This is a genomic window from Shewanella sp. YLB-07, assembly GCF_009377275.1.
In genome coordinates, this window is record NZ_VOQB01000003.1 from 242,532 (window position 1) to 260,875 (window position 18,344).

At 46.7% G+C, this 18,344-nt stretch carries 16 protein-coding genes; 11 read left to right on the forward strand and 5 right to left on the reverse strand.

The features are described from left to right. Nucleotides 1–20: 20 nt before the first annotated feature. The 10 genes from FS373_RS07845 (at nt 21) to FS373_RS07890 (ending at nt 12,335) form a co-directional block, all read left to right on the forward strand. Entirely contained in the window at nt 21–1,499 is a 1,479-nt protein-coding gene (locus FS373_RS07845; RefSeq protein WP_152829220.1) for a sulfatase, read from the forward strand. An 86-nt stretch (nt 1,500–1,585) separates the two neighbouring features. After that, nucleotides 1,586–2,770 (forward strand): anaerobic sulfatase maturase, encoded by a 1,185-nt coding sequence (locus FS373_RS07850; RefSeq protein ID WP_227992599.1) that lies wholly within the window; start codon nt 1,586–1,588, stop codon nt 2,768–2,770. A gap of 148 nt (nt 2,771–2,918) precedes the next feature. Beyond that, complete coding sequence (locus FS373_RS07855) at nt 2,919–3,707, forward strand: thioredoxin domain-containing protein (protein ID WP_152829222.1); 789 nt, start codon at nt 2,919–2,921, stop codon at nt 3,705–3,707. A gap of 495 nt (nt 3,708–4,202) precedes the next feature. Continuing rightward, nucleotides 4,203–5,189, forward strand: coding sequence for a SphA family protein (locus FS373_RS07860; RefSeq protein ID WP_227992601.1), 987 nt, complete (start codon nt 4,203–4,205; stop codon nt 5,187–5,189). A gap of 79 nt (nt 5,190–5,268) precedes the next feature. Then, a complete protein-coding gene (locus FS373_RS07865; RefSeq protein WP_144045549.1) occupies nt 5,269–6,060 on the forward strand; it encodes a hypothetical protein in 792 nt (263 codons plus the stop codon). A 145-nt stretch (nt 6,061–6,205) separates the two neighbouring features. Then, the gene (locus FS373_RS07870; protein ID WP_227992602.1) at nt 6,206–7,798 is read left to right on the forward strand and encodes an arylsulfatase; all 1,593 of its coding nucleotides are present in this window, start codon (nt 6,206–6,208) and stop codon (nt 7,796–7,798) included. A 44-nt stretch (nt 7,799–7,842) separates the two neighbouring features. Next, nucleotides 7,843–8,256, forward strand: coding sequence for a DUF6491 family protein (locus FS373_RS07875; RefSeq protein WP_152829223.1), 414 nt, complete (start codon nt 7,843–7,845; stop codon nt 8,254–8,256). Between the two features lie 34 nt (nt 8,257–8,290). Next, the gene (locus FS373_RS07880) at nt 8,291–10,207 is read left to right on the forward strand and encodes a DUF3604 domain-containing protein (protein WP_227992607.1); all 1,917 of its coding nucleotides are present in this window, start codon (nt 8,291–8,293) and stop codon (nt 10,205–10,207) included. Between the two features lie 116 nt (nt 10,208–10,323). Beyond that, a complete protein-coding gene (locus tag FS373_RS07885; RefSeq protein ID WP_144045547.1) occupies nt 10,324–11,238 on the forward strand; it encodes a peptidyl-prolyl cis-trans isomerase in 915 nt (304 codons plus the stop codon). Nucleotides 11,239–11,246: 8 nt separating this feature from the next. Beyond that, a complete protein-coding gene (locus tag FS373_RS07890) occupies nt 11,247–12,335 on the forward strand; it encodes a HupE/UreJ family protein (protein ID WP_221937480.1) in 1,089 nt (362 codons plus the stop codon). A 114-nt stretch (nt 12,336–12,449) separates the two neighbouring features. Here FS373_RS07890 and FS373_RS07895 read toward each other — a convergent pair whose 3' ends face one another. From FS373_RS07895 to FS373_RS07910, 4 genes are all read right to left on the reverse strand, one after another. After that, the gene (locus tag FS373_RS07895) at nt 12,450–14,666 is read right to left on the reverse strand and encodes an ammonia-forming cytochrome c nitrite reductase subunit c552 (RefSeq protein WP_152829224.1); all 2,217 of its coding nucleotides are present in this window, start codon (nt 14,664–14,666) and stop codon (nt 12,450–12,452) included. A 151-nt stretch (nt 14,667–14,817) separates the two neighbouring features. Then, nucleotides 14,818–15,396, reverse strand: a complete 579-nt coding sequence (locus FS373_RS07900) for a PhnA domain-containing protein (protein WP_144045545.1) — start codon at nt 15,394–15,396, stop codon at nt 14,818–14,820. A gap of 243 nt (nt 15,397–15,639) precedes the next feature. Further along, on the reverse strand, nt 15,640–15,993 hold the full coding sequence (locus tag FS373_RS07905; RefSeq protein WP_144045544.1) for a group I truncated hemoglobin: 354 nt from the start codon (nt 15,991–15,993) through the stop codon (nt 15,640–15,642). 255 nt (nt 15,994–16,248) lie between these two features. Further along, the gene (locus tag FS373_RS07910; protein ID WP_144045543.1) at nt 16,249–16,425 is read right to left on the reverse strand and encodes a carbon storage regulator; all 177 of its coding nucleotides are present in this window, start codon (nt 16,423–16,425) and stop codon (nt 16,249–16,251) included. A gap of 122 nt (nt 16,426–16,547) precedes the next feature. On the opposite strand from FS373_RS07910, the gene FS373_RS07915 reads away from it, so the two are divergent. Beyond that, a complete protein-coding gene (locus FS373_RS07915; protein ID WP_227992609.1) occupies nt 16,548–16,742 on the forward strand; it encodes a M43 family zinc metalloprotease in 195 nt (64 codons plus the stop codon). 72 nt (nt 16,743–16,814) lie between these two features. Here FS373_RS07915 and FS373_RS07920 read toward each other — a convergent pair whose 3' ends face one another. Then, nucleotides 16,815–18,341, reverse strand: a complete 1,527-nt coding sequence (locus FS373_RS07920) for a carotenoid oxygenase family protein (protein WP_144045542.1) — start codon at nt 18,339–18,341, stop codon at nt 16,815–16,817. Nucleotides 18,342–18,344: the final 3 nt, after the last annotated feature.

Here is an 18,344-nt window from a genome sequence, read left to right on the forward strand (position 1 = left end):
TCGATAAAAAAGAGAGAAAAATGAAATTTAAAAAATCATTAATTACAACTTTAATCGGTATGTCACTACTTGGGGGAAATATAGCCCTTGCTGAGGAGCAGACAAACGAAGATCAACCCAACTTAGTTATCTTTTATGTAGATGATTTAGGCTATGGTGACTTAGGCAGTTATGGGCACCCAATATTAAAAACGCCAAATATCGATAAATTAGCTGAAGCAGGGATTAAATATACTCAATATTACTCACCGGCTCCTCTGTGCTCGCCTTCCAGGGCGGGCATGCTCACAGGCCGAACCCCATACAGAACAGGAATTCGATCTTGGATCCCCCATGGCAAAAACATACACCTTGGTGAAAATGAAATCACTATCGCAAATATATTGCAAGATAAGGGGTACGACACTGCGATCATGGGAAAGGTGCACCTCAATGGTGGCATAGAAATGAAAGATCACCCTCAAGTCGATGATATGGGCTTTGAGTATAGTTTTATCATTCCTGGTGCCTTCGCCGATAATCAAAAAGTAAAAAATGCTAAGCCCCAAAATGGTTTCAGAAACGGTAAATTGTATCCCGATAACTTTTGGCGTAATGGTAAAGCTGTAGGTGCAACATCTAAGTTCAGTGCCGAACTTGTCACCGATGAGGTAGTTAATTACTTGGATGAACAGAATGGGGAACAGCCCTTCTTCCTGTACATTCCCTATTCTGAAGTACATACCCCAATAGCCTCTCCGGACAGAATTTTGAATATGTATTCAGACTATCGTTCTGATTTTGCACAGAAGAATCCAGACGCTTTCTATTTTGATTGGAAAAATCTCCCCTATCGAGGACAAGGTGAATATTATGCCAATGTCACTTTTATGGATGAGCAGTTAGGCAGGGTTGTCGATAAAATTAAGCAGATGGGTGAGGAAGATAACACCATCATTATTTTTACCAGTGATAATGGCCCAGTAACCCGAGAGGCTAGAAAGCCTTGGGAACTCAATATGGCTGGAGAGACAGGAGGATTCCGCGGCCGAAAAGATAACCTGCTTGAGGGTGGGATACGTGTACCTGCTATATTCAAATACAAATCCATAAAGTCTGGTCAGGTGTCCGATGAGCCAGTATATGGATTAGATATTCTACCTACACTTGCTCAATTAATGCATTTTGATCTTCCCTCTGATAGAACACTCGATGGCCAGTCTATTGTCCCTACATTCTCAGGTAAAACGATAGAAAGAACGAAGCCAATGATTTGGACTATTGACATGCCTTTTCAAGATGATGCAGTTAATGAATGGGCTATACGCGTCGGCGATTGGAAATTGATCTTAGACCGAGACGAGCAACCAAAATATTTATTTAACCTAAAAGTTGATAAATACGAAGTGTGGAACCAAATCGGTAAACAAGATGAAATACAGAAATCATTGATGGAAAAGTTCAAGCTATATAAGAAAGATATCGAAACAGACTCCATAATGAAAAAAAGACAAGGTTAAAAATAAAAACACCTCCTAATTATTTAGGCGGTGTTTTTATTTGAGATATTAATATGAATGATTTCCTGCCAATAAGTTGTCATGTAATGGCAAAACCATCAGGATCAATCTGCAACCTGGATTGTACCTATTGTTTTTATTTGGAAAAAGAACATCTATACCCAAATAGAAAGCTGAATTGGAAGATGAACTTAGCCACTGTTGAAGCGTTCATTAAGCAGCAGATCGACGCTCAACATGGAGCAGAGGTTGTGATCGCTTGGCAAGGCGGTGAGCCCACGCTACTAGGATTAGACTTTTTTAAAGCGGCGATGCTGTTTGTAGATAAACATGCCAGAGAAAAGACTGTAAGCCATACCATGCAAACTAACGGAATACTCTTAGACAATGCCTGGTGTTCATTCTTCAAAAAAAATGACTTTCTGATCGGAATATCTATAGATGGGCCCGAAGAGATGCATGATAAATACCGTCTCACTCGTTCAGGAAAACCGACTCATGCAAGAGTGCTAGAAGCCATATTATTATTGCAAGAACACCAAGTTGAATTTAACACCTTAACGGTTGTGAGTGATTTCAACGTTAAATCCCCATTGAAGCTTTACCATTACTTAAAATCGATTGGCAGCAATAATATTCAATTTATCCCCCTGGTCGAACGCATATCAAATCAAGCAGATGAAAATGGTTTGTACCTTATCAGCCCCCAGTCTAACCTAGCATCGACAGTGACGTCTTGGTCTGTCAAACCACAGGAGTTTGGCAAATTTCTCGCGGAGATATTCACCGAATGGATCAAGCATGATATCGGTACTGTCTATATACAAACTTTTGAACAAGCGTTCGCTGCATGGGCAAAAATGCCTGCTATCATTTGTGTTTTTGCACCGCGCTGTGGAAGTAATTTTGCGTTAGAAGCAAATGGCGATCTCTACGCTTGCGATCACTATGTCTACCCTGAATACAAATTAGGTAATATTCATGAGACTAGCATTAAAGCAATGAATGAATCTTCCTCTAACCTTGCATTTGGCAAGAGTAAATCCTCATCACTGACTAAAAAATGCCAGCAATGTGAATTTAAATTTGCCTGCTATGGAGGTTGTCCTAAGCATAGATTTACCATCAATGAAAATGGCGAGCCTGGCCATAATTATCTATGCGGTGCATACGAAATGTTCTTCAAATCCAGTAACAAAAACCTGAAGCTAATGTCGAACCTATGGGAAAGAGGCCACTCACCTATGTTAATAAAAGAAATACTAAAATAGTAGAGTCCTAAACAGGGAAAATAGAGCTGAATAAACGATTCATCAAGCTAAGATGATCAAAGATTAACTTTTATAGCTCGCGCATAAACTTTATTTTGGTCAAACATATAACTTCGACCTTTGAAGGCCCAATCATGAAGGCTAAAAAATGAAACAAGTCCTGATCCCGATATTTATTGCACTTGCAGTAAGTGGCTGTGACGCCAATAAATTAGATTTAAGTAACCTCAATCCAGAACAGCAGGAACAATTAGGGCAAATAGCCAGCGACTACCTAGTCCAGCACCCTGAGTTTCTACTAAAAGCCTCTGAGAAGCTAAACCAACAAAAACAAGCAGCAATAGATAAACAGTCTGTTGAAGCCGCTAAAGTGATGGCGAAACAATTGACTCAAGATGTTAAAACCCCCTTTATTGGTCCTAAAGATGCACAAGTCAGTGTGATTGAATTCTTTGATTATCAATGTGTATTTTGCTCAAAGATTGCCCCCGAAGTGAAACAACTTGTTGAAGACAATGCCGATGTGAAATTTGTTTTTAAAGAAACCCCTATATTTTCCAGGCGCTGGGAGTCATCGGGGTATGCTGCACAAATGGGGCAATGGATCTTTGAGCAAAAAGGAAGTAAAGCCTACGCCATCTTCCATGACAATCTTTTTGCTACCGGAAAAAATGAAGGCAAGTTAACCCAGAAGGATATTAACACTCAAGCTGAAAAGGCTGGGGTGGTGGTTGCTGACTTTAGGCTAAACGAGCAAGGCACTGACAGTATCAAGGCTAACTTCCAACTGTTTTCGCGCCTTGGCTTTCAAGGAACGCCAGCCCTGATTGTGATGCCATCGGTCAATCCAACGATAGAAAATATCAAGATCATCAAAGGCTTTGACCCTGAAGGGCTAAAAGCGGCCATTGAAGAGGTAAAAAACAAGATTTCTTAATCCTTGCTAAGCCTGCTAGTGGTCACTAGCAGGCTATAATTCTTTGTATATGTATTCACTCAAAGCATAAAAATCACCATTGAAGTCTGGCTGGTAAGTAACATCCTATTTATACACTTTTGGGTATCCAGCCCAATATTCCCCACACCGATAAACACCAGTAATCATGTACCAACTTATTTCCTATTGTGCTGTTATCATAGATTTATTTAGACACTGCCGACGTCAATCCTTCTCAAATAAACACATCATTAGCTCTTTAAAAATACAGAAAAACATTCACTTCCTCTAATAAATAAAAACTGTTACCTTTAAATAATTAACACCTGAAAAACAACAAACTAACAAGATGAATTTTACAGGTTGTTTTTCGTTCTTATATAGACAGTTAACCTGATACAAGATGTCGATAGTAAAATTAAATTTATCGTTCAAAAAACAACATGGAATCAATGACGTTAGGTAAGCGACGTCGAGTAGATGACAGGGAACCTCATGAGTATTCAAACACACTCCAAGCACATCAATAGGCAACAACTCGGTCATATCATGCTATTCACTTCAATAGCTTGTTCTTCCTTAGCTCACGCCGAAGAGGGTGGCAGCGGCCACTATATGCCAGGGTCGATGGCCTCTTCTATTGATGGAGTACCGGCAACCGAGACGGTTATTGCTCGTATCAACTACCTCACCTATTCTGGCAGCTTCGATAAAGATGTTGTAGTGCCTATTGCAGGGCTTGCCGCTACCGAAGTGGACGTAGAGTCTCAGGCTCTTGGCCTTACCTTACTCTGGCGCCCACCGGTGGAGTTTGCCAAAGGTTGGAGCTACGCCATGAGTACCACCATCCCCTATGTAACCATAGATGTGACTGCCAGTGTCAGTGACGTAAGCAAGAGCATTGGCGCTAGAAAGTCTAGTAGCGTCTCCGGCATTGGCGATATCATACTGATGCCACTCATGCTCAACTACACCATAACCCCAGAGCTAAACACTAACTTTCGCATCAGCGCCTACGCACCTACAGGGAATTACGAAGTCGGCAGGCTGGCCAATACAGGTAAAAACTTCTGGAGTTTTGAGCCCACGGCATCACTGATTTATTTAAGCCCGAAGACAGGCAGAGAATTTTCTACTTACGGCGGTATCACTTTTAACCAGACCAACAGCGCCACAGATTATAAGTCTGGCAATCAGGCACATATCGAGTCCACCTTCATTCAACATTTGCCCATGTTTGGCGGTGTGGCAGGATTCGGCGCAACTGCCTTTTGGTATCAACAGATCTCAGGTGATAGTGGTAGCGGGGCTAAGTATGGTGACTTTAAGGCCCGTAGCATAGGTGGTGGCCCGACTCTTTTCTATTCGGCAAAAACGGGCAATACCGATATTGTCGCCGAACTCAAATGGCTACACGAGTTCGACACCAACAGACGCGCCAAGGGCGATACCATTTTCTTCAAGATCTTAGCTAAGTTCTGATTAAGATTAAGTTGGTTTAGCCTCACTTAACCCATTTTGTTAAGCCGAATAAGCTAGATAATGGGCAGGAATTGTGAATATGGATATTAAGAAATATGCGGGTAAGGCCATATCCGCCCTTTGTACTCTGATGGTGCTTGCACAGGCACCAGCTCAGGCCGAGCAATCCTTAGAGCAGGCGGCAGACGATCCCACCGCCAGCTTGATGTCGCTGCAGCTATCCGACTGGTATACACAGAGTTACCATAATATAGATAATGAAAGCGCCAACAACTTTGTGCTGCGCTCTGCCATGCCTTTTAAAATAGGCGAACAATCCCACATCATGCGCATTACCGCCCCTATCATCACCTCAAGTCCATTTCAAGACTCTGGCTTGTCGGACATCACCTTGTTCGATCTGGCCACTTTCGATAAAGACTGGGGACGCTGGGCGGTAGGTGCCGTCGCCCTACTGCCTACTGGCGGAGAGCATAGAGGTGCAGAAAAATGGGGCATCGGCCCGGCCATAGGTTTTGTGGTTCACGAGAGTCATCTCTTATGGGGACTATTCAATCAAAATATCTTCACTATCGCAGGAGAAGATAACCGCGAAGATATTAACGTCAGTATCCTGCAACCTCTGCTCAGCCTGTCTATAGGTAAAGGCTGGTCTATGGGGGTATCCGAGATGACAGCCACTTATGACTGGGAACAAGGCGAGTGGAGCAACTTACCACTGGGATTCAAAGTCGCCAAGCTGCATAAGTTCGGCAAGCTGCCGGTGCAGTTTAGTGCTCAATACGAGTATAATTTTGCCGACAGTGCCTTGAGCACCCCTGAGGCTACTGTCCGCTTGACGGCCAAACTGATATTTCCATCAATCTTGTAATTGTCGCTTCGCCGACAGTGATTTGCCAAAAAATGGAGCAGTCTTGAACGATTTATTAAATAAGACTTGAACCTATAAGTGCAAAGTTTGAACCATTTAAAAGTAACACCAGTTAACGGAATACATAATTAACAGGGAGAGATACATGAAGATGCAAGCTAGAATATTGCTGCCCATGATGGCGCTAACCTGCTTCTCGATACCGACTATGGTGTCGGCAGAAGCCGTATCGGCACTGAGCGACGCCAAGAAATTTAAGCAAAACATGGAGGCCGCAGTACCTCGCCCCGAGCAGCAGAAACAAGCCGACGAGAAACTTGCCGCCCTGAAGCTGAAAACCGGCAAGCGACCCAATGTATTAATCCTAATGGTGGATGATTTAGGCTATGGCGATGTCGGCGCCTTCGGTGGCGGAGTGGCCATAGGCGCCGCGACACCCAATATCGATGCGCTGGCTCAAGGAGGACTCAAGCTCACCTCCACCTATTCGCAAACCACTTGTACCCCGACACGCTCGGCGATGATCACCGGACGACTCCCGGTCAGAACTGGCCTCTATCGCCCTATTTTAGCTGGAGATAAGCTCACCGCTAACCCTTGGGACGATGAAGTCACCTCGGCCAAGCTGATGAGTGATGCAGGTTATGAAACCATATTGACCGGTAAATGGCATGTGGGGGAAGCTGTGGGCATGCGCCCGCAAGATGTAGGTTTCGATGAGTTCTATGGCTATTACCGGGCCCAGAAGGAATACGTTCAGGCCTACGACAAACGTCGCTACCCGGATCTGGTGCTGGATAAAGCGAAATTTGCTAAGTATCAATCCATTGAGCAGAGTCAGGGCCTGGTCCATGGCTTCAAGAATGGAAAAACCGAAGATCTGACTCCCATCAGGAGCATAGACGATATGGCCAACGCCGACCGTCTGCTCAAGGAGTTCACCGTCAATAAGATTAAAGCCCTGGCGAAGGGAGATAAACCTTTCTATCTGCAGCACTCCTTTATGAAGACCCACGCGGACAATCATCCCCCTAAGGCGTTCGAAGGTGCCAGCGCCAGCAAGTATGCCTTCAAGGATGCCGTGGTGGAGGTCGATGCCTATGTGGGTGAAATCGTCGAGGCCCTGCGTGAATCGGGTCAACTTGAGAACACCTTAATCTTCTTCACCTCGGATAATGGACCACAGAGCGATAGCTGGCCCGATGCGGGTTACACTCCGTTTCGCGGCGGCAAGGGCACGGGGTGGGAAGGCGCGGTGCGTATTCCCGGCATTGCCTACTGGAAGGACATGATCACACCCGGCCAAGTCAGCGATGGCCTGTTCGACCTGATGGATATCTTCAACACTTCGGTCGCCCTGGCCGGTGTTTCGGATAAAATCCCCAGCGACAAATATATCGATGGCATAGATCAGACCGCATTCTTATTAGCCAATAACGGTAAATCAATGCGTGACAAGGTGTTTATCTGGAGCCAGAAAGACTTTCTCGCCATGCGCATGAACGAGTACAAGATCCACTTCAAGGTGATCACCACAGACTCCCAGTTCCTCAATATCGATATGGCGACCATCAAGGATATCGGTCTCGCTCCCTGGTTATTTAACCTGTATATCGACCCCAAGGAGCAATACCCAGTAGGACACAGACGCAATGCCTGGCTGGGCTCCATGGGCGCCGAGTCTAAGGCTCACGCCGCAACCTTTAAGAAGTACCCACCGAAGGACGTTGGCTTATAACTTGATGGCTTTTAACTCGTGAAACGATAATTTGAGGATCGAATATGAAATACCTAACACTTATCTTAATATCACTTTCTTTGCTACTCACTGGCTGCGCCAGCACTGAAGAGTCGCAAACTAAGGCAGCTCAATATGTGTTCCCGGATCTCGAAGAGGTTAACTCCATAGATAACTTCAGGATGGATGGCTGGAGCAGCGTGGATAACCGCTCTGTGATTGTCGACAATAGGCCCAGAGAGTCATATCTACTTATCTTAGATGGACCCAATAATGATTTAAAGTTTGCCCAGGCACTCTTGATCACTTCAACTATGGGTAAGGTCGAGGCTGGATTCGATTCAGTGTCTACCGCAGCTGAGCCTAGAATCAAGTTTCGCATCAAGCATATCTACCGCCTGAAAGATAAAGCCCAGAAAGAAGAGATAAAACTGCGGATCAGTAACTTTAAACATTAATTTCTATTTGTCTAAAAACTAAAGGAATAGCCAGATGAACAAGTCTATTTTAATGCCGACACTCTTGGGCATGACTATCGCCGCGACCTTGAGTGCCTGCTCGCCTCAGAAGAGTGAAGAAACACAGAGCGCCGCCGCGCAATCAACCCAGACCGTTAGCACTACGGCTGTTAATCAAGAGTCCAAACAAGAGACAAGCGGCGCAGATCAGTCTGTGGCCGTCAATCCCACTAAGGATGTGTATTTCGGTGAGACCCATATGCACACAGCTTTCTCACTGGATGCCTATCTCGGTGGCACACGCTTAACCCATGAAGACGCCTACCGCTATGCTCAGGGCGAAACTGTTAACCTGATGGGCCGAGACCTTAAACGTCATCGCCCGCTGGACTTCATCGCAGTGACCGATCACGCCGAATATATCGGTGAAATGTATACTAACCTGACTGAGGGCGCCGAAGGCCACGATCAAGAGCTACTCAAAGAGCTACGCGGCATGACAGATATCAAGGACCGTGAAGCCTGGTTTATGAAATATGTGATCTCCAGTAACCGCGGTGCGAACCCCGCTCACCCGCCATTCTTCACCGGTCCAGAATCGGTAAAGAGTGCCTGGAAAATCATGCAGGAGACGGCGGACAGATATAACAAACCCGGTAAATTTACCGCCCTTAAAGCCTTCGAGTGGAGCGGCGCGCCTCAAGGAGGCAACCTGCACAGAAACGTGATATTCCGTGGTGCTCAGGTACCCGACGCTCCCATCAGCTATATCGATACTAACCGCGAAGATGGATTATGGCAGTGGATGGCCCAGCAAGAAGCCAAGGGCATGCAGCTGCTGGCCATTCCTCATAACTCAAACGCCAGTAAGGGCATGATGTTCCCCAGTGTCGATGCCGAGGGCAAACCTATCGATCTCGAATATGCCCAGACCCGCCAGCACTTCGAACCTTTGATGGAGATGATGCAGGTTAAAGGTAACTCAGAGGTTCACAGACAGTTCTGGCCAGAGGATGAATTTGCCGACTTTGAGAATGCCGATTCGATTCAGAAATCCAGTGGCCGAACCTTTCATAAGAAGGACTTCGTCCGCGAAGGCTTAAAAATGGGACTCGCCTATGAACAATCTCTCGGTGTTAACCCGTTTAAATACGGCACCATAGGCGGCACTGATAACCATAATGGTCTGCCCTCCGCCGTGGCTGAAGACAGCTTTATCGGTGCCCATGGCGCCGATGATGGCAGCGTAGAATCGCGCCGAACTGGCGCAGTGGTCGGTTGGATCGATGGCAAAGATCTCAGTATAGGCACCTTAGCTGGCGTCTGGGCTACCCAAAATACCCGCAGCGGCTTATGGGATGCCATGAAGAGTCGTGAAACATATTCCACTACTGGGCCACGCATCAAGGTACGTTTCTTCGGCGGCGTAGAACTTCCAGCAAAACCTAAGAATGGTCAAGAGCTGGTCCAGCAAGGCTATGATTTAGGCGTCCCTATGGGCAGTGACTTGCCTTCGATTGGCGCAGCCCCGACCTTTACCGTCCATGCGATGAAAGATCCCGACGGCGCGAACCTTGACCGAGTGCAGATAATTAAAGGTTGGGTCGATGTTAAGGGGAAAACCCATGAGAAAATTATCGATGTGGTCTGGTCCGATAAACGTAAAAAGGGTGAAGATGGCAAGCTTGCGCCAGTTGGCAATACCGTCGATCTGACAACAGCCAAGTACACCAATACCATAGGAGCCACGGCCCTTATCGGCAGTTGGACCGACACTGAGTTTGACCCAGAGCAGCATGCTTTTTATTACACTCGGGTCTTAGAAATACCAACGCCACGTTGGACCACCTATGATGCGGTGAGAAGTAAGCAGCCTCTGCTAGACGACGTGCAAGCCAGCATTCAGGAACGCGCCTGGACATCGCCCATCTGGTACAAGCCAGCGGGATAAGTTAACCCTCTAGCAGTTGAATATGGGCCTGACGCTGGTTAAATTAGCTTAGGCGCTAGGCCCATAAACCATTTCATGTTAAATCTTGCCCCGACACTAGGTTTTAAAGGTGTACTATGCCACTCGTATTTAGACAATTTATTCGCGACCCCTTCGCTCATTTCATCTTGATTGGCGCCGCACTATTCGGCCTCTACGCCTTAGTTAATGATGAGGAGCTAGCGCCCAACCGCATCATCATCTCAGAAGCGGATATACAACGCACCGCCAACCAATGGCAGCAAAAATGGCATCGCCCCCCTTCCGAGTCTGAGTTACTCAAGGTCATTGAGCGACAAATTCGCGAGGAGATCTATTACCGTGAGGCACTGGCCTTAGGTCTCGGCCAGGAAGACCCTATCATACGCAGGCGTTTGGCCGAGAAGATGGAGTTTATCGCCAACGATCTTCTGGTGCCCTCGGATCCATCGGATGAAGAGCTCGCCGCTTATCTCGCCGCGAACCCGGACAAGTTTGTATCTCCAGTTCGCCTGAGCTTCTCCCACATTTTTTACAGTGCAGATAATGTAAACAGTGCGAGTCAATCAAACCAAGAGACGCTACTCACCCACCTCAATCAGTCAGCTGAGCCAAAAGCATACTCAGGATTAGGCGACAGTTTCAATGGCAAGCAGCACTATGAGCAGATTGCAGATTATCAAATAGCCAGAATCTTCGGTCGTCGCTTCGAGGAGCAGCTTATCGCCTTGCCTGTTGGCCAATGGCTGGGCCCCATAGAGTCAGGCTATGGCCAACACTTAGTCAGAATCGATGACCGTATCGATGCCAAGCTTCCCCCACTAACGGACATTCACGACAAGGTCTTACCCTATTGGCTAGCCCAGCAGCAGGAAAGAAGTAATGACTCACTCTATGCCAAGCTAAAAGAAAATTACCAGATAGTGATTATGATGAAACCGTCTCAAATACTTGAGGCAAGTCTCACCAGCGAGTCTCAAGGTTTAGATGGATCACCAGAGACGGTGCAATAGGAATGAGTATGAAGAATATTAACTTATTGATCCTATTGCTTAGAGCGAGTCGATTAAATAGATTAAGTCACTGGACCAAGCCGTGCTTGATGACTCTGCTTTTAGTATTTCCTCTGCTCATGCAACACTCATTAGTTCGCGCCGACGAGATAAGGCCTGCCTACCTGGAGTTGACCGAGCTGGATAATACCTCCTTCAAGATCACCTGGAAGCTGCCCAGAAAAGAGACGCAAGTGCTTAAGCTAAGCCCTGAATTTCCTAATAATTGTACTAAGCTAGCGCCCATACACAGGGTTCAAACGCCGTCGGCCGACATCAGACACTGGTCGATACAATGCAGTGGTGGCCTCGCGGGTCAAACCGTCTCGGTTGCCGAACTGGCCAACACCACCACAGATATCCTAATCCGGGTACAACACTTAAATGGCTCGACCCAGATGGCCAGACTGACTCCGACTAAAACCAGCTTCGTCATAGAATCTGCCCTGGAATCATCAGATACTGAGGTCATCAAGGTCTATACCTTACTCGGCATCGAGCATATTCTGCTTGGCTTCGATCACTTGTTGTTCGTATTCGCCCTGTTGCTTATCATCAAAGACAGGCGCAGGCTGATAGGCGCGATCACCGCCTTCACCTTGGCCCACAGCATCACTTTAGCATTAGCCTCATTAGGCATAGCCAGCATCGCCTTACCGCCGGTCGAAGCCGTTATTGCATTGAGTATCTTGTTTTTAGCCGTGGAGATCATTCATGGTCTGAAGGGAAAAATAGGCATAGCCGAGCGTGCTCCCTGGATGGTGGCATTTATCTTCGGCTTGCTACATGGTTTTGGCTTCGCCGGCGCATTGGCAGAAATAGGCCTGCCGCAAAATGCCATCCCCCTCGCCCTGCTGTTTTTCAATGTCGGGGTCGAATTGGGACAATTGGCCTTCGTAGCAGCGGTACTGATTGCCGGCAGGATATGCCTTGTGTGGGTAAACAAGGGATGGGTTAGCGCTCACTCTCGCTCCCAAGCCTTGACCTTGATGGCCTATAGCATCGGCGGCCTGTCAGCTTTCTGGGTCATAGAGAGAACGGTCAGCTTCTGGGCCTAATGCTTAGTTTTCAGTGACGCCTATTCGCTAACTTGGTCGTATTGATTGCCTGAGTTTGTCGTCTATTTTTGTCACCTTTTATTGTAAATAAAGGGCTCAATATGAGCCCTTTATTCATCTCCAAGCATCAAGCACAGCTTGTACCTGAGGCTGGGCGCCATGCTTGCTTATCCAGTCGCTCAGATATGCCTTAGCATCTTGCCGCTTATTGAGTTTATCTAAACCTAACGCGTAGGTACTGGCATAGCGCCCATTAGTGGGGTCCAGTTCACAGGCTGTTAATAACCCATTCAGCGCCGCGGCATAATTCCCATCACGCACATACCAGAGCCCCATAGCGTAGTTGGTTGCCGCCGAGTCGGGTAGCCATGTTAATGTCTGCTTTAACATGGCCAGGCTCTGTTGCTCCTGGCCAAGCAGACGATACAGATCGGCAAGATTAAGCCTGGCGCTCTCTAGCCTGGGCGATATCTTAAGTGCTTGTCGATATGCCTGCTCGGCAAGCACATAATCTTGTCGCTCAAAATAGAACAAGCCGAGTAATACCTGACTCTCAGGAGCACTGGCATTAAATTTCGCCGACTCGATAAACTCATCAAACATGGCTAACAGGACTTTAGCCTTGGCCTTAGGCAGTTGCTCTAGTGGCAGACTCGCCAGTTGACGGGCTATCTCTACCCGCACCGACTTACTGCTTTGTTCGAGATGATTTAATAACAACCGAGCTTTAAGACCGATAGGCAGGGCGTCCATAGAGCGCACCGCTCCTAAACGCACCAAGGGATCTGAGTCCAGTAACAGAGATTGGGTAGCTTGCAAGCTTTGGGAGTTATGAAACTGACCATGGCGCAGTATCGCGCTTCCCCTCACTATCCCTGTTTGCCCTGAATCTAAGGCTATTTTTAACAGCTCAGTAGAGGCATTGATGTCTCCACTGTCTGCATCGAAAAATGCCTCGGCAAAATCATGTACACTCGGCTGCTTACCTCTGGCCTTATTCCAGTTATCAATGGTTTGTTGAGCCCACGAATTAGACTTGTCATCGTGGCACTGATTGCAGGCATTAGGCGCGCCGATCCGCTCAGCCAATGCAGGACGGGGGAGCCTAAAACTGTGATCTTGCCTGCCATCGACGCCCATATAGGTAGTAGTCGGCATATGACAATTGACACATTTCGCCCCCTCACCTTCATGGTGATGGTGCTCAACTTGATCGAATACACTGGGATTATGGCACTGAGTGCAGAGTGCATTACCTTGAATGTTCAGGCTTAGACTATGGGGATTATGACAATTGCTACAGGTCACCCCAGCGGCTTGCATCTTACTCTGCAAAAAAGAGCCCCAGACGAAGACCTCTTCGCGCATCTGGCCATCGGCGTAATAAAGTGGGCTTTCTAATAGAGAGAGCAAGTGGTCATCATTATAATCATGGCCGGGGGTAGACGCTTGCAGCGGTGTGCGTCTCGAGTGACAAGCGGCGCAGGTCTCTTTCTGCCTTTGAGCGACAGGGCCACTACTGGAAAAGGTCTGATACGTATCACTGTTAGCCGATTTAGCATCTGGTATATGCCCCCATTTAGCGTGATTATTAATCGACTGTGGAAAGCCTTTATTCGGCCCTGTCTTTGGTTTCTCCTGGGAGTTCGCCGCCCATTGCAGGTGTTGCTCTCCAGCGCCATGACAGGCTTCACAGCCGACATTAATCTCAAACCATTGTGTATTGAAGCTGTTATTTTCAGGTTCATAATTAACCTCTAGCCCGGTAGAGTGACAGCTAGCGCAGCGACTGTTCCAGTTGAACATGCTGCCAGTCCAGTGCAAAGGATCAGTATGATCTATGGCTGCGCCCTGCATCTTAGTCTCATCCATACCGTGAAGCTGCTCCGGGTACAGATGATACCAACGCTGGCCGCCCTCCTCCTTGCTACGCGTGTCCCAGATTATGCTCAACACTTGCTTAGCCCCGTTCGGGAAATCGATCAGATATTGCTGTAAAGGATAAACACCGAAGGTATAGCCGATATGAAACTCTTGTAACTTACCCTCGGCATTGTCAGTAGTGACATAAAACTTACCATCACGACGGTAAAAGCGTGAGGTCACGCCATTATAGGTAAATTGGCTGTTGTCAAAATCACCTAACACACTGATTTGTGTGGCAACAGACATAGCGGAAAAGTGATGACTGGTCTGCCACTCTCGATATTGCTCGCGATGACAAGTCTGACAACTAGCACTACCCACTAGGCTTGGCGAGCCATCCTCAGCCATCACGAACGGACATACGAATGTAGACAGTAGCAAGAGTCCAAGTAAAGCGATGCGCATATGTAATACCAATATCAAAATAAGCCAAATATTCAACTGCTTATTTTATAACACAGTCAGGGCTGAGAACGTATTTTAGGCCCATAAAAAAGCCGCCATTATCTCGCAATAACGGCGGCTTAATATCAAAATATACGCTAAGGAAGAAAGGTTACTCTTCGCTTGGTGGCACTTTCTTAACGAAGCAAGTTAAAATAACGATACGAGTACCGCTAACGCGCCCTTCGATGTGCTCAGGATTGTTTGTCAGTGAGATACCACGAACCGTAGTACCGCGCTTAGCGGTAAAGGTGGTGCCTTTCACGTTAAGATCTTTAATGATCACCACGTTATCACCAGCTTCGAGAATAGCGCCATTACTGTCTCTATGAGGGATAAAATCTTCATCAACCTCTTCGATGCCAGCGTCGCCCCATGCCTGCATGTCATCATCGAGATAGAGCATATCCAGTAGATCACGTGCCCATGCTTCTTCGCTAATTTGCTTAAGCATACGGTAAGCCATCACCTGAACGGCAGGAACTTGGCTCCACATGCTGTCATTGAGACAACGCCAGTGATTCATGTCTATGGTGCTGCGATCTTGAATTTGACCAGTACAAGTGTCACAGATCATGATACGCGCATCACCATATCCTTTTGAGTCTGGAAGCTCATAGGACGCTAACTTTGACTCGCTACCACACAGTTCACACTTGCTATCGCAGCGCTTTAATAGTTCTCTAGTCATCTCGATCTCTTCAATCAAACATCTACACAATAATGGGCGGCACTATAGCACACACAGTGGTTTCTAAACAGATGACCGAACCTCAGCTTTGACTGGACTGCCGCTCTCTACAACTTGCTGAAATAGCCTAATGTGCTCTGTATTGTGAAACACTCTTAATCTAGTGGTATATCTAAATATGAAAGACAAAAAAACGCAGCCAATCGCTGCGTTTTATAAGGATTAATCATACAAGAAAAAGGCTCACACGCCGATTATCTCTCCCTTGAGTGAATAGGCAATCATCAAGAGTTCCTGTTTTTCCTGCTCCCCGACCTCGTTTTTATTTAGTGCAACCATGATGTCATCGATTACGGCTAAGTATTCCGCCTCGTTGATGTTCATGCATCGATGAGCTTCTGGCATAGATTTTCCCGTGTAGTCCTGTGGCCCACCGGTACCGGCACACAAAAACTCGGTCACCATCTTGATCACCTGCTCTCTGTCACTGTCCTTATAACGACTAGCCACGGTAGGGTTTGTCGCATGGGTATCGAATATATCTGCCGCAATCCGTGCGATTTTTTGCTCCCCTCCAAGACGCTCATAAAGACTCATAACACACCTCGTATCCATTAAACTTAAAGACCCATTAAGTCTAGTAGAAAGTAATGTGAGTGGATAAATACTCATGGTGTTTTATGGGGAAAGACATTGACAGCCCAATGTTAGACGGGAGTTTAACCATCATAAACAAGCCGATTCAAAATAACTGATTTAGCGAGATTTATTCCGCAAAGTTAATTCAACGGAACTAATCTAACGAAACGGGTCTAGTTTATCCAAAACGAGGAAGAAAACTTAAGGTCTAGTTCAATCCCCTAACTCCAAGATCTCACTGCGATAGATATCAACCGATCCGTCGGCAACGATGCCAATGCGGTTATCTGAATAGATATTGATCTCAATATCTTGGAGTTTCTGGCCGTTTTCATCATAGACATTGGTGATCGTGATCGATGAATTAGGCTTTCTGGTAAGAATAAGCATAAAACCTCCTTGTCTGGATATAGCTCCCTGAGCAATATACTCACTAGGTTTAGCAATGAAGTTAGCTTTTAGCAAATTGAGCACTGCCATGCTGGAGCATAGTTGGGATTTATTTCAATCAGATGAACCCGGGCGATGGCGGCATACTCAACTGCATGGGACAGGCCATCAACTGGCAAAACTTCATGGCTTATTCTGATCAATATGCCAACTTTACCCAAGATCAGGTTGACCGCATGATCAATGGCCTAAGCAGTTCTTCACGTGTCACGCTTTGGTCGGCATCTAACTTAGCCGCCACGGGTATCGCCAATTAACTAAAAGATAGTGATAGAAATACAGAGATGACTAGCCGTGCTTGTATTGCGGCTAGTCATCTAAGGTTCAGGTTAAACAAAACAGCCGTGAAACCCCAATGGCAGTATCCTCGCCATCTTAGCCTCAGCAATGGGACCCTTGGCGATATCCGCCGAGTCGAACAAGGATAATCCGCTCTGTTTACTTTCATAATCGAGCCAGGTCATCAAGATGTAGCCCTCACCAACCTCTTTAGCTGGAATATACAGCGGCTCCTCTATTATCTTGTTGTCGCCAAAGTAATAAGATTGATTACCCGTCGTTGTTACACAATGAAGGGTATCGCTCAGACCTGTGGCATTATTTATACGTGCACCGACCCCAAATACCGATGACATAGAATCACTTATGCGGGTATCGAACTGAGGAAACTCCATCTCAATATTACTGCGGATCAACTTAGCGACTTTCGAAGCCAATACTAGCTGATTAGTTAACTGTTTGGCTAAGCGCTCATGGGATTCCAACTCTACCGAGATAGTCACAAATTCAGCATTTGTGCTAGCGTCACGCTCCTTGCCAGTCAGCAGTTGAGTCATACCATCGAGCAATATGCCCGCATCCGGGTAGAGGCTAATTTGCACCTCAAGCTGATTATCATGTTCAACCGCTTGGCCAAAATGAAAGGCGAAGCCGGCGGGAAGGTCGACCCACTGCTGTAACTTGAAATCCGCCTTATCGATAATGAGCAACTTAGCTCCCAGCTCGGGTCGCCATTTAAAGGCATCGATATAAGTTTGTCCCTCTTCATAGACACAAGAGGAAATGTAGAAGATAAGCTTGTTTCGGCTCTGTGCGAACGCATGCATATAACTTGCCTGAGGCAAGGTTATTACTTCGATGCGGGAGATCTCATCCTCTTTAGAGACTTGATACATCAAGAGTGAGCTGTCCCCTCCCACAAACCAGCTGCCGAAATTCCACATGCCGCCTTGCCCATCGGGCAAAGGATGAGCCGAGAAAGGCAGCTGCTTGAACTTGTCCCCAAAGCTTTTCACCCCGAGCGTATCTAGGCTATTTGGGTCAATTCTATAAGGAGAGCCTGCCTCCCAGAGTGCTAACAGTTCGCCGCGCCATGGAATGACACTGGTATTGGCCACATTCATATCATCATTATTGCGAATGGGCAGCGCATCTGGAATGATAGTCCCTGCAGTCCGGTACCTGAACTTGCCGGCCTTCTCTTCTGCCTTAAACTTCTTGGTCTGAATAAACTTGCCTTTATGGCTCACTTTTCCATGAGCTATGTCAAACTGCTGCACCATGCCATCACCATCGAACCAGTGCTGGTAACGCATGCCTGCCCGGTTCATCTTCGACGGTCCATTGCGGTAGAGAAAACCGGTTAAGTCACTTGGCCAAAAACCACTAGTTTCCATCTGCAGAGGGGCAAAGTCACTCATCGCACCCTCGAACGCCATGGCCCACTTCTGTTTTGTCAGATGATTATCATGAGCTAAAGAAAGCACTGAATCTGCCGAGGCTCCCCAAACCGACGCTGTAACAGAGCTCGCCATAAGAGCGAGTGAGGAGCCGATAAACGTTCTTCTACTTAACATGGC

Excerpts from the sequence above, each read along its gene's own strand:
- FS373_RS07855 (WP_152829222.1), top strand. The coding sequence starts at position 2,919 with ATGAAACAAGTCCTGATCCCGATATTTATTGCACTTGCAGTAAGTGGC.
- FS373_RS07895 (WP_152829224.1), bottom strand. The coding sequence starts at position 14,666 with ATGCGCATCGCTTTACTTGGACTCTTGCTACTGTCTACATTCGTATGT.
- FS373_RS07885 (WP_144045547.1), top strand. The coding sequence starts at position 10,324 with ATGCCACTCGTATTTAGACAATTTATTCGCGACCCCTTCGCTCATTTC.
- FS373_RS07880 (WP_227992607.1), top strand. The coding sequence starts at position 8,291 with ATGAACAAGTCTATTTTAATGCCGACACTCTTGGGCATGACTATCGCC.
- FS373_RS07850 (WP_227992599.1), top strand. The coding sequence starts at position 1,586 with ATGGCAAAACCATCAGGATCAATCTGCAACCTGGATTGTACCTATTGT.
- FS373_RS07865 (WP_144045549.1), top strand. The coding sequence starts at position 5,269 with ATGGATATTAAGAAATATGCGGGTAAGGCCATATCCGCCCTTTGTACT.
- FS373_RS07905 (WP_144045544.1), bottom strand. The coding sequence starts at position 15,993 with ATGAGTCTTTATGAGCGTCTTGGAGGGGAGCAAAAAATCGCACGGATT.
- FS373_RS07920 (WP_144045542.1), bottom strand. The coding sequence starts at position 18,341 with ATGTTAAGTAGAAGAACGTTTATCGGCTCCTCACTCGCTCTTATGGCG.
- FS373_RS07890 (WP_221937480.1), top strand. The coding sequence starts at position 11,247 with ATGAAGAATATTAACTTATTGATCCTATTGCTTAGAGCGAGTCGATTA.
- FS373_RS07860 (WP_227992601.1), top strand. The coding sequence starts at position 4,203 with ATGAGTATTCAAACACACTCCAAGCACATCAATAGGCAACAACTCGGT.
- FS373_RS07900 (WP_144045545.1), bottom strand. The coding sequence starts at position 15,396 with ATGACTAGAGAACTATTAAAGCGCTGCGATAGCAAGTGTGAACTGTGT.
- FS373_RS07845 (WP_152829220.1), top strand. The coding sequence starts at position 21 with ATGAAATTTAAAAAATCATTAATTACAACTTTAATCGGTATGTCACTA.
- FS373_RS07915 (WP_227992609.1), top strand. The coding sequence starts at position 16,548 with ATGAACCCGGGCGATGGCGGCATACTCAACTGCATGGGACAGGCCATC.
- FS373_RS07910 (WP_144045543.1), bottom strand. The coding sequence starts at position 16,425 with ATGCTTATTCTTACCAGAAAGCCTAATTCATCGATCACGATCACCAAT.
- FS373_RS07875 (WP_152829223.1), top strand. The coding sequence starts at position 7,843 with ATGAAATACCTAACACTTATCTTAATATCACTTTCTTTGCTACTCACT.
- FS373_RS07870 (WP_227992602.1), top strand. The coding sequence starts at position 6,206 with ATGAAGATGCAAGCTAGAATATTGCTGCCCATGATGGCGCTAACCTGC.